General features: G+C 56.3%; 11 protein-coding genes and 1 riboswitch. Of the genes, 5 read left to right on the top strand and 6 right to left on the bottom strand.

Annotated elements, in window-relative coordinates:
* The first annotated feature begins 15 nt into the window (after nucleotides 1–15).
* Nucleotides 16–969, top strand: a complete 954-nt coding sequence (locus tag FB593_RS21625) for a sugar-binding transcriptional regulator (protein WP_019565848.1) — start codon at nucleotides 16–18, stop codon at nucleotides 967–969.
* A 29-nt stretch (nucleotides 970–998) separates the two neighbouring features.
* Complete coding sequence (locus FB593_RS21620; protein WP_145166943.1) at nucleotides 999–1,784, top strand: SDR family oxidoreductase; 786 nt, start codon at nucleotides 999–1,001, stop codon at nucleotides 1,782–1,784.
* Here FB593_RS21620 and FB593_RS21615 read toward each other — a convergent pair.
* From FB593_RS21615 to FB593_RS21585, 6 genes are all read right to left on the bottom strand, one after another.
* Nucleotides 1,774–2,328, bottom strand: coding sequence for a peroxiredoxin (locus FB593_RS21615; protein WP_060642970.1), 555 nt, complete (start codon nucleotides 2,326–2,328; stop codon nucleotides 1,774–1,776). The genes FB593_RS21620 and FB593_RS21615 overlap by 11 nt on opposite strands.
* A gap of 663 nt (nucleotides 2,329–2,991) precedes the next feature.
* Nucleotides 2,992–4,020, bottom strand: a complete 1,029-nt coding sequence (locus FB593_RS21605; protein ID WP_145166942.1) for a methionine synthase — start codon at nucleotides 4,018–4,020, stop codon at nucleotides 2,992–2,994.
* A gap of 24 nt (nucleotides 4,021–4,044) precedes the next feature.
* Nucleotides 4,045–5,022: a DUF1852 domain-containing protein gene (locus FB593_RS21600; RefSeq protein ID WP_003517106.1), complete on the bottom strand. Its 978-nt coding sequence runs from the start codon at nucleotides 5,020–5,022 to the stop codon at nucleotides 4,045–4,047.
* 102 nt (nucleotides 5,023–5,124) lie between these two features.
* A riboswitch (cobalamin riboswitch) is annotated at nucleotides 5,125–5,338 on the bottom strand.
* Between the two features lie 221 nt (nucleotides 5,339–5,559).
* Nucleotides 5,560–6,840 carry a hypothetical protein gene (locus tag FB593_RS21595; protein WP_145166941.1) on the bottom strand — a complete coding sequence of 427 codons (1,281 nt, stop codon included), beginning with the start codon at nucleotides 6,838–6,840 and terminating at the stop codon, nucleotides 5,560–5,562.
* A 92-nt stretch (nucleotides 6,841–6,932) separates the two neighbouring features.
* A complete protein-coding gene (locus tag FB593_RS21590; RefSeq protein ID WP_065662763.1) occupies nucleotides 6,933–8,900 on the bottom strand; it encodes a glycosyltransferase family 2 protein in 1,968 nt (655 codons plus the stop codon).
* Between the two features lie 138 nt (nucleotides 8,901–9,038).
* On the bottom strand, nucleotides 9,039–10,493 hold the full coding sequence (locus tag FB593_RS21585; RefSeq protein ID WP_145166940.1) for an HlyD family secretion protein: 1,455 nt from the start codon (nucleotides 10,491–10,493) through the stop codon (nucleotides 9,039–9,041).
* A 614-nt stretch (nucleotides 10,494–11,107) separates the two neighbouring features.
* On the opposite strand from FB593_RS21585, the gene FB593_RS21580 reads away from it, so the two are divergent.
* The 3 genes from FB593_RS21580 (at nucleotide 11,108) to FB593_RS21570 (ending at nucleotide 15,170) form a co-directional block, all read left to right on the top strand.
* Entirely contained in the window at nucleotides 11,108–11,620 is a 513-nt protein-coding gene (locus FB593_RS21580) for an RNA polymerase sigma factor (RefSeq protein ID WP_003517117.1), read from the top strand.
* 32 nt (nucleotides 11,621–11,652) lie between these two features.
* On the top strand, nucleotides 11,653–12,594 hold the full coding sequence (locus FB593_RS21575) for a FecR family protein (protein WP_145166939.1): 942 nt from the start codon (nucleotides 11,653–11,655) through the stop codon (nucleotides 12,592–12,594).
* Nucleotides 12,595–12,695: 101 nt separating this feature from the next.
* Nucleotides 12,696–15,170: a TonB-dependent siderophore receptor gene (locus FB593_RS21570; RefSeq protein WP_321186294.1), complete on the top strand. Its 2,475-nt coding sequence runs from the start codon at nucleotides 12,696–12,698 to the stop codon at nucleotides 15,168–15,170.
* Nucleotides 15,171–15,172 lie beyond the last annotated feature (2 nt).

The following is a 15,172-nucleotide window of genomic DNA, read 5'->3' as shown; positions in this document are numbered from 1 at the left end:
CACCCTGGAGGGCTTATGGGCAGGATCAACGAACTTCGGATGATATCCCGCGTGGCGCAGATGTATTTCAGCGAGCACAGGCGGCAGGCGGAGATTGCCGAACATCTCAATCTTTCGCAGGCCACCGTGTCGCGCATGCTGAAGCGTGCCGAAACGGAAGGTATCGTGCGCACCAGCATCATTCCGCCGCCCGGTACCTATAGCGATCTTGAAGCACAGCTTCGCGAACGCTTCGATCTGCCGGAAGCCATTGTCGTCGATTGCAGCGAGGATCGCGACGGCGCGATCATGGCCCGCATCGGCGAGGCTGCCGCGCATTTTCTCGAGGTGACGCTGTCGCAAAACGAGATCATCGGCGTTTCCAGCTGGAGCCAGACGATCTTCAAGATGGTGGAAAACATCCATCCGCTGAAGGGCGCCAAAGCGCGTTACATCGTCCAGACGCTAGGCGGCATGGGCGATCCTTCCGTGCAGACGCACGCGACCCAGATCACCACCCGGCTAGCGCGGCTGACGGAGGCCGAACCGAAATTGCTGCCGGTCCCCGGCGTCGCCACCTCTCGCGAGGCCAAGCTTTTGATGCTGGCCGATCCCTTCGTTCGCGAAACCATCGATCTTTTCGGTTCGATCACGCTCGCAATCGTCGGTGTCGGCGCCGTCGAGCCATCGGAGCTTCTTGCACGTTCCGGCAATATTTTTTCCGCCAAGGAGCTTGCCGATCTCGCACAGGCGGGCGCCGTGGGCGATATTTCGCTCAGGTTTTTCGACAAGGACGGCAAGCCCGTCAAGACGCCGCTCGATGACCGGGTCATTGGCCTTCCGCTGGAGAACCTCTCCAATGTCGACCGCGTCATTGCGCTCGCCGGCGGCTCGAAAAAGACCGAGGCGATCGCCGGCGCGCTCAGAACCGGCGTGATCGATGTCCTCGTCACCGACAAATTCACCGCCGAACGACTGGTCGGCACATAAACACAGCCTTTATCCCATAAGGAGGAGACATGAGGCGCTTTGAAGGTCAATCCGTATTCGTGACTGGAGGCAACAAGGGCATCGGTTACGGCATCGCCCGCCGTTTTGCCGAGGAAGGTGCGAAAGTCGCCATCGCCTCTGTCGACAAGGAAACCAATGACGCCGCCAAAAAGCTGGCGGACGAAACCGGCTCAGTCACCCATGGCGTGATCCTCGATGTGCGGGATGCGGCGGCGGTGCGCGAGGCCTATGGCGCAGCCGAAGAGGCAATCGGTCCGCTTTCCATCTCCGTCCAGAACGCCGGCGTCATCACCATCTCCAAGATCGAGGAGCTGACGCAGGAACAGTGGGATTTCAACCTCGATGTCAACACCAAGGGCGCGTTCCTGTGCTGCCAGGAAGCGATCCGCCGCTTCCGCGCAAGTGGCACCAAGGGCCGCCTGGTTAACACCGCCTCCGGCCAGGCCCGCCAGGGTTTTATCTATACCCCCCACTACGCCGCTTCAAAATTCGGCGTCGTCGGCCTGACGCAAAGTCTGGCCAAGGAACTGGCGCCCGAAGGCATCACCGTCAACGCCATTTGCCCCGGCATCATCCACACCGAAATGTGGGATTATAACGACCGAGTCTGGGGCCAGATGCTCGGTGACTACAAGCCCGGCGAACTCATGGCCGAATGGGTGCGCAACATTCCAATGCGCCGCGCAGGAACACCAGCCGAAGTGGCAGCCTTGGTGGCGTTTCTCGCCTCCGAGGATGCGGCCTACATCACCGGCCAGACAATTAATGTCGATGGCGGGCTGATCATGTCGTAGCACTCAACCAATCGATGACGGCATCTGCGTTCTTCTCTGGCGGATGGACCGGGTAAAAGACATGCTTGATAACGCCCGTTTCGATAATCATCGTGAGCCTCTTGAGCAGTGTCAGGCCTCCAGCCTGGAAAGTTGGAAGGCGAAGGGCTGACACCAGAAGGAGTGAATGATCGGAAAGCAGAGGAAACGGCAGGTGAAGCCGCTCTGCTGCCTCTCGCTGATACTCCGTGGTCTGCGTAGAAAGGCCAAACAGACGCGTTGCTCCCAATGCCTTCAGTTCAGCGAAATGATCACGGAAGGCACAGGACTGTGGTGTACATCCCCTCGCGCCGGGTATTGCGTCCCATCCGTCAATCGCCTTTCCTCCGGGCGGGCTTGTCCGGGGGTAAGCATAGACTACGGTTAACCCCGGCTCACGCAGATCGACGGTCGTGCCATCCGTCGCAACCAAACCAATGCCAGGCAACTCCATCCCGGGTAAATGCCTGGCTGCTCCGTCGTCACGTGGGGTAACTAATTGCTCATCCCCGCCGGGTTCAATCATTGCCACCTCGTTGCTCTTCCTGTCTGTCGACGTTGCGACGTTAGCCGATTTTCATACTACCGCAATGTCATGTGCGCAGGTGCAAAGCTGCCGTCGCGATTCGCGCCTTCAGCCTCGATGGAATACGAACGCCACACCTTCATTCGATTTGACAAAGTCACTGATTGGCAAGTCTCTGGCCGATAGTATCGTTTTGGAATTTTCGCTGAAGCGATGTTCTGGGGCAACGGCTTCTTTGTCTTGGGATCGCTGCTACCGGGTGGCCACCACTGTCCCCATTTCCACAAGGCAATTGCTGCTCTCGGCAAATACGTCCTGCTGACTGAGACCCACTTTTTTTGGCGATCTTAGCGGCCGTCGTGCTCCCGAGATTTTCGGCGTCTGGGAAGTTGTTCTGTTTGGTAAAAGTCACGAAGACGTCGGTGGCGTTGTAATAAATGTCTTCCAACCGAGACGTTTGGCGCAGACACTCATCAGAAACAGGGCCGATTTTTAGAGAACAGGCCGTCTTGGCAGCTTTGCGCCAAGAGGCGGACATCCGTCGAAGCTGTCAGGATGATCCGCGCCGTGACCTTATAGCCATTCGTAAGTCTCCCAGCGTTTGTCGCGATGGGCGCGGTGGCGGCGAACGGCTGCCATCCGCAGGTTCAGACTATCAAAAAACTAAACAGTGAGCTCTCTTCGGACGATCTCAGCTCCTGCGCTCAAGGAATTCAGCTTGTCTCTTGCCACACGACGAGACAGGGGGGCCATGCCGCAATTGGTGCAGGGGCAAAGTTTATCTGCGTCGACAAACTTAAGCGCCTTGCGCAGCGTTGCAGCGACTTCCTCCGGGGTTTCGATGGTATTGCTTGCCACATCGATGGCCCCGACCATGACTTTCTTACCTCGAACAAGTTCCAGAAGATCCATTGGGACATGAGAATTGTGGCATTCGAGGGAGATCATACCGATGCCGGATTTCTGCAGCTTGGGGAGAGTTTCCTCATACTGCCGCCATTCTGACCCGAGTGTCTTTTTCCAATCCGTATTGGCCTTTATGCCGTAACCGTAGCAGATATGGACGGCGGTCTCGCACTTCAGCCCTTCAATTGCCTTGTCCAAAGTGGCAACACCCCAGTCATTCACATCGTCAAAGAAAACGTTGAAGGCAGGTTCGTCGAACTGGATGATATCGACGCCGGCAGCCTCCAATTCCTTTGCTTCCTCGTTGAGTATCCCGGCAAATTCCCAGGCAAGCTTTTCACGGCTCTTATAATGGCCGTCAAAGAGAGTATCGATCATCGTCATCGGACCCGGCAAAGCCCATTTGATGGGTTGTTTGGTCTGCTGGCGCAAAAACTTGGCGTCTTCGACGAACACGGACTTCTGGCGAGACACGGCGCCGACGACTGTCGGGACACTCGCATCGTAGCGATCGCGAATTCTGACTGTCTCGCGTTTTGCAAAATCGACCCCGTCGAGGTGCTCGATGAAAGTCGTGACGAAATGTTGGCGTGTTTGCTCGCCATCACTGACGATGTCGATGCCGGCCTGTTGCTGATCGTCGAGTGAAAGGCGCAGGGCATCTCTCTTGCCTTCCAGTAATTCCTCGCCCTCCAGCTTCCAGGGCGACCACAGTTTTTCGGGCTGCGCAAGCCAGGAGGGTTTCGGCAGGCTGCCAGCGGTCGATGTGGGGAGAAGTTTCTTCACGATGGGACCTCTTCTAAGTGATGCTCAGGCGGGGCGGTGAGCAAACAATTGCTCAAGGACGGCGCGGTATGGCTTGATGAAGTGTTTTTCGGTGAACTTACCCTGATCCACCGCCAAGCGATTTCGTTCGTCGCGATCGTAAATGACCCGGGTCAGCGAATAGTCCTGGTGCTTCAGGTTGGGCTGGTAAAATGTCCCGGCTGCTGCGTTCGCATTGTAGATTTCGGGGCGATAAATTCTCTGAAACGTTTCCATCGTGCTGATGACGCCGATTAGCTCAATATTGGAGTAGTCGCCCAGCAAGTCCCCAACAAAGTAGAAGGCCAACGGCGCAACGCTGCCTGCTGGCATGAAGTAGCGAACCTGCAATCCCATTTTCCCGAAATACTGGTCGGTGGACGAGAACCCATTCTGCCGGTATTCGACGCCCATGACGGGGTGATGATTTTCGGTCCGGTAATAGGTCTTGCTGGTCGAGGCGCTGATGCAAATGACCGGCGGCTTGCGAAAGTACGAGCGGTAGGCATCCGACCGCAGAAAAGACTTGAACAGGTTTCCATGCAGGTCGCCGAAGTCGGCCGGAATGCTGAAGGCAGGAACGCTCTTGTTATGCTCCGGCAGCACAATGCTGAAGTCGTAGTCTCGCACATAGGAGGAGAAGTTATTCCCCACAATGCCGTCGATACGTTCACTGGTTTTGTGATCGATGATCGTCGTCTTCAGTATCTCGATGAGGGGAAATTTTTCACCTGCGACATCGAAGCTCATGTCGACCGAAATGATCTCCAACTCTACCGAGTATCGGTCCGATTTGGGATTATCCCAGTGCGCGAGGGCGTTGAAGCGGCTGTCGATCATGCGCATGACATTGCGCAGGTTTTCCTGCCGCTTTTCGCCCCTTGCCAGATTGGCGAAATTGGTGGTGATGCGCGTATTTTCTGAAGGACGATAGTCCTCATCGAAGGGTACGCTCGTGATCGTAAAAATGCAGGTCTGAGACATGTTGTGCCCCTATAAAGTTGGGGGCATGGGTCTGCGGACGCATAGCAAGAGAGGCCGCGACAATGCAGCCTTTGCTACGGCACACTGGGACACCCCGCCCGTGGACGTTATTTCACCAAAGGCAGGTCTCCTGGCTCACGGATCATCACTTCCGTCCGTCTTCCCGGGGTAAACCAGTGACATATTGGACTTCAGCTCGCCGCTTACAGTTGCGGGGGCAGCGTCGGCTTTGCCGCATGACACGGAGCACCGACTTCCCTCTTAGCCCCGGCACGTTGCGTGCAACGACTGGGGAACCTTAGGCGTGACGACCATATTGTAAGCCACGTCATCGGTCAACATCATATAACGATATCTTTATGTCTTTAAGTTTGCATTTCCATCGCCGGTTCCGACCGAACAGATTGCATTCGGCGCGGCAGTCAACGTTGCGGTTTTACGCTTTTCGCCGCTTTCAGCAGCGTCATGCGTCCCAGTTTTCAATCTCCGGCGCAACGGCCTGGAGCAATATCCTTCTGCTGCCGCCGAGACGAACGATTATCCCTCACAAAGACGAATACAACCGCTTTTTCTAAGAAAAGGGTTCCAGCCTTTCGCTGCAAGGATTGCCCAGGCAGTGGCCCCGACATGCGGCAACCTGAAATATTTGAAGTCGGCAAAGGTCGAGGTCGGCCCGATCATCAGCCCGGTCGTCAGTTCGTCCCCGACTGTCGCGTAGATCAGGTTATCGGGAGATATTTGTGCGGCAATGGTGGCAAGCAGCGCCTCGGCCCGGTCGGCATCGCCGACCTGCTGAAACGCCAGCGCGGCCTGGGCCGTACCTTCCAGCCACACACCATCCCGATCGTCGTTAAAATCAAAACCTCCCGCAACCGCATAATGCCGATCAACCCAATGCAGAACACGTCCACTGCGGCCCCGAAACTCTGGCACGGCGAGAATGGGCCAGAGTTCGGAATCTATTCCGGACTGGCTCGAGTTGGGTGTGTCGCTTCCGGGTAGGCTGCCGACGTAAAACCGTCCCTGCTGCTCATTCCACATCGCATCAAGAAATTTGCGTGTATTATCCCGCATCGCCTGCCAGGCGCGCGCTCCCTCAATTTCGGCGAGCCAACCCGCAACGGCATATACATCGAGATTATGTTCCGTCGATTTCCACTCGAGTTTTGCCGGTGCAGGCTCATGACCGAATGTGCCACCTGTGTAGCCGATATCGCGGACGCCCGCCGTATGCGCATCGATCCAGCGCATGAGTTTGGTCGCTGCCTGCACATAGGACGGATTGCTTAATCGTTCACTGGCAGTGAGAAGCGCAAGTGCCGCCCAGGCCAGGTTGCCCGTTGCGCTGCCGACCTGATAGTCATCCTCGACCCACGTCTTGCTGGCCTCACTCCAGAAACCGGGCAAAAGCATAGCATCATTTTCGTTCGCAACGGGGCCGGAACGGTAGGCGTTGCGCAGGCGGCCATCGCTGTAATAGCGATCGTTGTTGACGGCGAGCAGCAGCGCATCGGCAACCCTTTTTGCCTCGGTATCGTTGCCACAGGAAAAAAGGGCAATCGTCGCCAGGGCATTGTCATAGGTGAAACCCGCATTTGAAAGAGCGGGATCAAGCGCTTTGCCGCCGGGTGCAGGTTCAAAGCTCCGAAATACGAAGGGGGTGGTGGATTTGTCCATCTTCCCAACGAGACCCGCACACAAGCTAACAGCAAGGCGGTCGCGAACTGATCCGGAACCGGTGCGCCCATCGCCACCAGCGACCACTCCTGTTGTGAAGCAGGTCATGAGAACTGTCGCGACGATCGATTTGACAGACATGAGTTTTCCGTTTGGTAGGCGCTTTTCCAAACAAGCCCGCCTCTAGCTTGCAGTTTACGTCGAGCACGGTCCCGGGTTTGGCGCGAATTGTCTTAGCTGAAGGCCCTTGCGAGTAACATCTGCATGGACTTCAAGAGGTCGCCCTGTTCCGCGACATTTTCGGGCGCATTGCGGAAAAGCAGCCTCAAGATTGCACGATGCTGGTCGGCAGTGGGGGTGAGAGTGAATTTGCCGGGCGTTTGCGACACCTTCGTTGCATCGATCTGCACCCAGCCCACATCGGGCACGTACAGGGACTCTGCCTCGGCGTAAGACCGGTTGAAATCCGCCAGGGTCGCGGTTTCGGTCGAAAGCGCCACGATCCGTACCGCCTTCACCTCGCTTGCGCACTGCAAACGGCCTTCGAGATCCACGCCGATCGGCTCTTCCTTGTCGACACGTGGTAATTCAATGCAGCAGATGAGGCTGGTGAAGGCAATCACCATAGCGACCGCCGACCAGATGAGGTTGAGACAATCTCGCGCCGAAAATTCTACAGGGGCGTCCCATGCGTAAACGGCGAGCAGAACTGAAACCGCGGAGGTGACGGTGACGATTGCGAAAAATAGCGCTGTAGGCCCATGAATGCGCACCTGTGACCGGTCACCACCTTTCTCCGTGACTTTAAAGGGACGTCCGAAGGGTTTGCGCATAGCCTGAAACAAGGTGATGGTGATGGGAACAGCGGTCAGCGCATGCGTCACTTCGGTGAACAGCGGTAGGGTGCGTTTTCCCGATATCCAGGTGGAGTAGGCCCAAAACAAAGCCAGTGACGACAGTCCAAATTTCATGAACATCAGCTCGTCGGCCTGGAGGGCGGAAACGCCTGTCAGCCAGTAGATCGATGGTGCCAGCAACAGGCAGAGAATGAAAGGCTTCGACAGCCAGCAAAACAGCCCGTGCAGATAATGCAGCCTTTGTGTCAGCGTGAACTTGCCACGCCACAATGGTCCCGTCCGCAGAAGGCCGATCTGAATGGTGCCCAGGCACCACCGCGTGCGTTGCGTGATATATTCTGGCAGGCCCTCAGCCGATAGACCGACACTGAGTTTTTCGTTGAGCCAGCGTGTGACGTAACCTCGCTCCATCAGGCGGTAGGTCAGCAGCATATCTTCGGAAAGTGCATCATGCGGAAACCCGCCGAGCTCGTTGACCGCCGCACGCCGCACGACAAAACTCGTCCCGACGCAGAAAGCGCAACCGACCGCGTCCTTGGCCGGCTGGAATACATCAAAGAATACACGTTGATCATCGACGAAGGAATTGCGGATGCCGAGGTTGTGCTGGATTGGGTCGCAATTAAAGTAAAATTGCGGTGTCTGCACAACCGCTACCTTGGGATCGGCGAAAAGACCGGTTACGCGACGAAGGAAGTTGGCCTGTGGCGCGAAGTCCGCATCCAGTACCATGATGAAATCGGAAACCTGTGGCAGCGCATTGGTGTGTTCAAGTGCATTGTTCAGATTTCCCGCCTTGGCATGTCTATTGTCCGGGCGCGTCACATAATTGACGCCGACCGTTTCGCAATAGTCCCGTACTTCCGGCCTGCGCGTGTCGTCGCAGACAAAAACACGCAGCTGCGGATATTGCATGGCCTGGGCCGCGATAACCGACTTCTCAAGGACGTTCAAAGGTTCGTTGTAGGTGCAGATAAAGACGTCAACGAGTGGCGCATCGGGATTAGTTGCAATCGCGGCTTCCCCTCTATCAGCCAGAAAAGACCAGTCCGTCCGCCTCGTCAGGATCAGGATCGAGCCGATGGCGTAAAGAACGGAGATCAGCTCGAAGGTGAAATAAATGTAGTTCCAGGCAGTCTCCAGAGAAAGCTCGAAGGGTGGCAGCGTATCGGTGGCGCGCCAAAATATGTAAAGGCCAAGAGACAGCAGCATAATCGCACTGAAGGCCAACCGGTCCAGGACCCTGCGCGGGTCGGCCAGTATGGTAAACAGGATCGCGCAAAGGGCGATGACAAGATTGACGTAGAGTACCGACTGAACATCGCCATCAGGGCTGAAATACATCGACTTATCCTCATGGTTGGTCGGGCGCGCGGCACGCCGCGCGTGAATGAGGTTGCTTCGAGTGTCTTAAACAGGTGGTGGGTCGCCCTGCGGGTTTGCATCGCACTCCCGCAGGGGCCCGTCCAATCCATGCGGGTGTCAGGATTGGGTGCGCGGTGCCTTTCCGGTGGCATCCGTATTGCCGAAAGGGTGCTGGGTGATGATCTCGGGCTGATGTGCCCGGCCAGGCACGTCCGGCCGCTGTTGTGGCCACTCGATACCAGTGTGTGCGGATAGCGTATCACGCGACGTTTCGATCAGTGCCCATGCGGCCTGCCTGACATCCGGCAATTCGCTGACGGAGGTCTTTGCAAACTGGAACAGGCTGGCTGATGCTTCATGCACATAGTTCCGGGTTTTGCCGAGCCACTCGCGCGGCAGGCTCACACTCACCCATGTGCCGACCGAACAGGCGCCGTTCTCGGTCAATTTTTCCTGTGCCCTGCTGTCCATGCGAATATAGGCGTAGAGCTCTCGCCGCTCTGTTGGTGGAAAGGGCACGGCATAATCGAGGTCGACACGTTCGGTAGTACGTGGCACCAGGCGCTCCACCACCCCATCGGATTCTTCCGCCCAGGCATCGGAACTCACCTTCACCCGAGAACCGACGGAAAGCGCCTGTGCCTGACGCTCTGAAAAAATCGCCACGACGAAAGCGTTGCGGCAGTCAAGCGCCTCCGCCAGCGTGTCGCCTGCAACCACTTCACGGCCGGTCGCAGCCACGGGCTTGTAGAGCGTCGTGCCCGGTGGAATGGAAAGATCGGCGCGGGTCAGTCTTTCAATACGTGCGCTCTCCGCCGATGCCAGCGTTTCGAGCTCGCTTTTGCGCGTCTGCATGGTGGTCATCTGCATCCGGATCTGCAGCAGATCTGCGGACCGTGTGCGAATTTCCTGCTGAAGATTTTGCAGCGATTGCAAATCGGAGCCGATATAGATGCCTTGACGCGCGAAGTTCATTTCCTTGGTAAGTTTGTCAACGGCGACTCTGGCAGCTTGCAGCTTTGTATCTTCAAGTTGTATCGTGTCCGCTATATCCTCTCCAATTCCAGAATACATCCCCTTCGCCATCAGCTTCTGTTTTCGCGTGGCTTCCGCTTTTGCAATTCGGGTCGAATAGGTCACCATCTGCAAGGCTGCATTGGCTGCCTGTAGGTCAGACTCGGTTCTTTGCAGTAACGCCGTTTGCTGACTGGCAAGATCCCTGTTCAAATCATCGATGCGGCTGGCATAGTCGCCAATAATTCCGTTCTTCTGGCGAAGTTCATTATCGAGTGCTGCCAATTGCACCTTCAGGCCGATGAGCGTGGTATTGTCGACCTTGTCGTTTTCAATAGCAGCCTTACCGTTCTTGTCGGATATCTTTACCACACCGCTGATCGGTGTCGTCAGCGGAATGACTGGTGCATTGATGAGGGCGCGGTTCGTCTGGGATGTGAAGACCGGCGGAAACACAGAAGATGAAAACACCGTGGCGACAACGCCAAGGACAGTATAGGAGGCCAGCTTCACCGACGCACTTTGGCGCACTTCTTTGTCTCTATTGCGGAACAGCATGATATCAACTCCTGTTTTGTTGAACAGCCTTTCCTCCCGCAGTATTAAAATAGTTCACCAAGTTTTTTTGCGACGCAACATCGTTAAGATTGCATTAATAAATTTTTCGATATCGCCTAAATCATAGGCATCTGCTAGCGTTGAAATCGCAAAAACTCGTCCACGAAAAACTACAGACCTAAATTTCAATCGTTTCGTATCAGCTGTGCCTTTTAAATGGCATCTGGTTATTATGCGGGCTCTTACCTGGCCGCCCAGGTTGCAACCTATAGAAGCATCCGCTTGCCCAAGGCAGCGGCACGAGTCTGGTTTCCTATATCCAACTTTCGATAGGCCGGCGTCCACAGGTCAGTATTCGTGGTAACCAAAAAGGGGTCGGAACAAGATCAGGTCCTGGCAACACGCCAAGCTGTGACATTCGGCATGGCGTCGGTTCCGCCTTCGCCGGGTACGGAGAAGGCTCTGCGAAGAGCAGATTGCTGCTGGGCATCACGAGCATCAATGGCGAGCCGATCAAATCAGCTGCAATACGCAAGCGTTTGGCGGCGTAAAAACTTGATTGCAAATTTCATCTTATCTTGATTTGATCCCGAGCCAATGGTAGCAGCGTTTTCATGGAAAGCGCAAAACACCCTGAAATCCTCGAGACCTTTATGGGCGTACGCTCTCGTCTGATGCGCGTCATCTACCGTCGGGTCCATTGCCCGGCGACAACTGCCGATCTCCTTCAGGATACTTTTCTTCGCTTTTGGGAACGGCCGGGCCTGTTACGTGATGTTGTCGACCTGGCAGCCTATTTCATGATTACCGGCCGCAATCTTGCGCTTGATCACGAACGCCGCCGCAAGATCGCCCCCTTTGTCGACGGGATCGAAGGCCTTGAATCCATTCGTGATCCCGCACCATCTGCGGAAGCAGCTACCATCAGCCGTCAGGAACTGCTTCGCGTTCAGGCCGCACTGGAACACATGCCTGCACGCGCCCAGCAGGTTTTTATCCTCGCTCGTATTGACGGCCTGACATATGTCGAGATTGGCGAACGACTGGGAATATCGCCCAAAACGGTCTTTGGTCACATGGTCGTGGCGCTTGAGCGGTTGCGTGCAGAGGTCAACTACGAGCGCTAAAAGTCGCATGGCGGCTAAGAATGAGGCGGCGGATGCAGGATTTTTCCCTTCAGGAGCACTGTCCTGACAATGATCCAGACATATCACGCCGTGCAGCCGAATGGTTCGCGCTGCTTCTCGATGACAGCGCGACACCACTCGACCGTGCCAATTTCAGGGTTTGGCTCGAACAAAGCCCGGCCCATGCGAGAGCCTATGCCGAACTGGAGCGTTTGTGGCTTGGAGCCTCGGCCCTGCCAGAGGTATCAAGCCCTGCATCTGTCAGACGGCGAAAAATCCTCAAATCCGGCGGTGCACTTGCTATCCTGACCGCCGCCGGGCTTGGGACGCACGCATATTTAAGGCAGCAAACAGATTACCGGACGGGTGTCGGAGAGACCGCGCGCTTTTCCTTGCCCGACGGATCAGTTGCCGAACTGTCGACGGCGAGCGCCATATCGTTAAATTTCACGGCGGGCCAGCGACACGTCATTTTACAACAAGGCGAAGCGTTTTTCACGGTCGCTCGGGACGCTGCTCGACCGTTCTCTGTTGATTGTAGGGACCTTAGAGCTTTAGCGCTTGGCACTCAGTTTTCCGTTGGGATGCATGAGGAAGGTATCGTCGTCGCGGTTGCAGAACACACGGTAAAGGTCTCATCGTTGAGCCAAGAGCGGATCGTCAAGGAGGGGCAGTCCGTGCTTTTCGCCAATGACAAACTGTCGGTGCCATCACAGACGGATATTGAGACGAGACTTTCGTGGCGAAGCGGAAGGCTCGTTTTCATCTCGGCTCCGTTCGAGGATGTCGTTGCTGCCCTGTCAAAATGGCGCTACGGCAAGATGATTGTCATGGACAGAGCCCTGGCCCGCCGGCCGATCAGCATCATCGTGGACGTGCGCAGGGCGGGTCGGATACTGGAAAGTCTGGAGCACGGCCTGCCTATCCGTATTGCGAGCTACTCGCCTTTGCTGACGTTGATCTATCCGCAATAAAAAATCAGAAAATCGACCGAGGTTTTTTCCAAGCTGAAACGTCCCCTGTTCAGAAGCCCGAAAATGCTCGGGTATTGGTCCGTTTGCAGGGGGCAAAACGAGTGACACAGAAAAACCAAGCCGGCGGCTTTCGCATGAGACTGTACCGTATAATGTTGTTGGCGGCCTGCGCCAGTTTTACCACCGTCGTCTTGTCAACAGGAGCAGTTGCTCAGACCGCCAAGAGCTACGAATTCGCGATCTCCGGTCAGCCCCTGTCGGCTGCGCTGGTGCGCTTCTCATCGGTAACCGGTATCGATGTCGCTTTTGACGGTCCTCTGCCGGCAAACCTGCGCAGCGTCGGTACAGCCGGAAATCTCTCGGCTGAGGGCGCGCTTAGACGCCTTCTCGCGGGCACAGGCCTGACCTTCCGATTTACGACCGCAAATACGGTCCTTCTGATCAACCCGCAAAACTCCTCGTCAAGCGCCAGTGCGGTTGGCGCGACAATCCTTGAGCCCATCGTCGTGCAGGGAGAGAACGCTCGTGGGCCTGTAGAGGGGTTTGTCGCCACACAGAGCGCCACAGCGACGAAGACGGGCACCTCACTCAAAGACACTCCACAGGCCATCAATGTTGTAACGAAAGACCAGATTGCTGCTCAAGGTTCGACCACGCTGACCCAGGCTCTTCGCTATACGCCAGGCGTCATCAGCCAATATGGCGACGATTCGCGATATGACTGGTTTACGATACGTGGATTTCGACCAAGTCGATATCTGGATGGCCTGCGCCTACCGTTTGGATCGCGCGGCTACGCCCAGCCACGTGTCGAACCGTTCAGCCTCGAGCGCGCCGAAGTCCTCAAGGGTCCAGCATCGGTCCTCTATGGCCAGGGCGATCCTGGCGGCCTGATCAACATGGTATCAAAACGGCCGAGCGCAACTGCTCTCAATGAAGTGGAGATGCAGTTCGGCACCGATAAGCGTATACAGACAGCATTCGATCTCGGCGGTGGCGCTGGTGACGATGACAGTTTCCTCTACCGCATCGTCGGCGTCGGCCGGTTGACCGATACCCAGTATGACTATGTCCGCGAGAAGAAGGGGTATATTGCGCCTTCATTCACTTTCAAGCCGGATGAGGGAACATCACTGACGGTTTACGGTAGCTATCAGCACATCGACTCTCCCGGCGGCGGCGGAGCGCCGGCGCTTCCCGCGAACGGCACACTCTATACCCGCCTGTATCCGGAATTGCCCCGCAGTGCATTCCCAGGCGAACCGGGTTACGACCACTACAAGAGCGACCAGGCATCTGTCGGTTACGAGTTCGAACACGAAGTCGATGACACCTGGACCATCAGACAGAACCTTCGCTACTCCTATATCGGAACAGACACTCAGCGCGTTCAGCCCTATTGCCCGGCAGCCTGCAATCCCACGGCCTTCTACCGATATGCCTGGGCGTTTCCCGAAAGTGCCCGCGCCGTCACCGTGGACAATCAAGCGATCGGAAATTTCCAAACGGGGGACGTCGCTCATACCGCATTGTTTGGCCTCGACTATTCCTACGAAAGCAGCCGCTACGAAGAGTCCGCGCTTTCCCCAATTTTCACTCCTTTCAATGGACTTGACCCCGTCTACGGCGCAACGGCGATCACGCGCCCGCCGATCGCAACACGGATCGATCAGGACCGCAGCCAGATCGGGCTCTACGCTCAGGATCAGATGGAGTGGAACAATTTCGTGTTCTCGCTCGGTGGCCGCTACGACTGGGCAAATACAGATACGAGGACCCGGACGAGCGCCGCTGACAATCAGGTCGATCAGAGAGACGGCAAGTTTACCTGGAGGGCCGGCCTCGTCTATAATTTTGACAACGGTTTGTCGCCATACGCCGGCTACTCAACCTCCTTCAATCCGGCCAGCGGCACCGACCGTTTGGGTAACGCCTTCGAGCCTACTACCGGTGAACAGTTCGAGGTTGGGGTCAAGTACCAGCCCAACGGTAGCAACAGCTTCGTCACCCTTTCTGCCTATCACCTCACGCAGGACAATGTCCTGTCGCCAGATACGACCCCCGGATTCACGAACTACAGTGTGCAGACGGGTCAAGTCAGGATGCGCGGTGTCGAACTTGAGGGCAAGGCGGAAATCACAGACGCGTTCTCTGTCTTGGCATCTTATGCATACACCGACAGCGAGATCACCAGAGCCAATCCAAATGCTGCCGGTATCAGCAACGAGGGCAATCGCTTTGCCTTTGTCCCACGCCAGCAGGCATCGCTTTGGCTGGACTACACACTGCAGACATCGACCATCTGGGATGGTCTGAGCTTTGGCGGTGGCGCCCGTTACACCGGTCAGACTTTTGGCGACAATGCCAACAAATTCGACATCCCTTCATACACCGTATTTGATGCTGCCGTTCGCTACGATTTCGGCAAGGCAGACCCGAAGCTGGAAGGTTTGAAGGCGTCGCTGAATGTCAGCAACATATTCGACCGCAAGTATGTCTCGACCTGCATTGCTGCGACGGGATGCTATTGGGGCGAGGGTCGCACCGTCTACGCTACTCTCAAGTATAGCTGGTAGGA

The organism is Rhizobium sp. SJZ105, assembly GCF_007828365.1.
GTDB classification, from domain to species: domain Bacteria; phylum Pseudomonadota; class Alphaproteobacteria; order Rhizobiales; family Rhizobiaceae; genus Agrobacterium; species Agrobacterium tumefaciens.
The sequence above is the reverse complement of the archived record's forward strand: the minus strand, read 5'-3'. Positions and strand labels throughout refer to the sequence as shown.

What these genes read in the sequence shown, in the direction of transcription:
- FB593_RS21625 (WP_019565848.1), top strand. Translation starts at nt 16, where the DNA reads ATGGGCAGGATCAACGAACTTCGGATGATATCCCGCGTGGCGCAGATG.
- FB593_RS21620 (WP_145166943.1), top strand. Translation starts at nt 999, where the DNA reads ATGAGGCGCTTTGAAGGTCAATCCGTATTCGTGACTGGAGGCAACAAG.
- FB593_RS21615 (WP_060642970.1), bottom strand. Translation starts at nt 2,328, where the DNA reads ATGATTGAACCCGGCGGGGATGAGCAATTAGTTACCCCACGTGACGAC.
- FB593_RS21600 (WP_003517106.1), bottom strand. Translation starts at nt 5,022, where the DNA reads ATGTCTCAGACCTGCATTTTTACGATCACGAGCGTACCCTTCGATGAG.
- FB593_RS21595 (WP_145166941.1), bottom strand. Translation starts at nt 6,840, where the DNA reads ATGTCTGTCAAATCGATCGTCGCGACAGTTCTCATGACCTGCTTCACA.
- FB593_RS21590 (WP_065662763.1), bottom strand. Translation starts at nt 8,900, where the DNA reads ATGTATTTCAGCCCTGATGGCGATGTTCAGTCGGTACTCTACGTCAAT.
- FB593_RS21585 (WP_145166940.1), bottom strand. Translation starts at nt 10,493, where the DNA reads ATGCTGTTCCGCAATAGAGACAAAGAAGTGCGCCAAAGTGCGTCGGTG.
- FB593_RS21580 (WP_003517117.1), top strand. Translation starts at nt 11,108, where the DNA reads ATGGAAAGCGCAAAACACCCTGAAATCCTCGAGACCTTTATGGGCGTA.
- FB593_RS21575 (WP_145166939.1), top strand. Translation starts at nt 11,653, where the DNA reads ATGCAGGATTTTTCCCTTCAGGAGCACTGTCCTGACAATGATCCAGAC.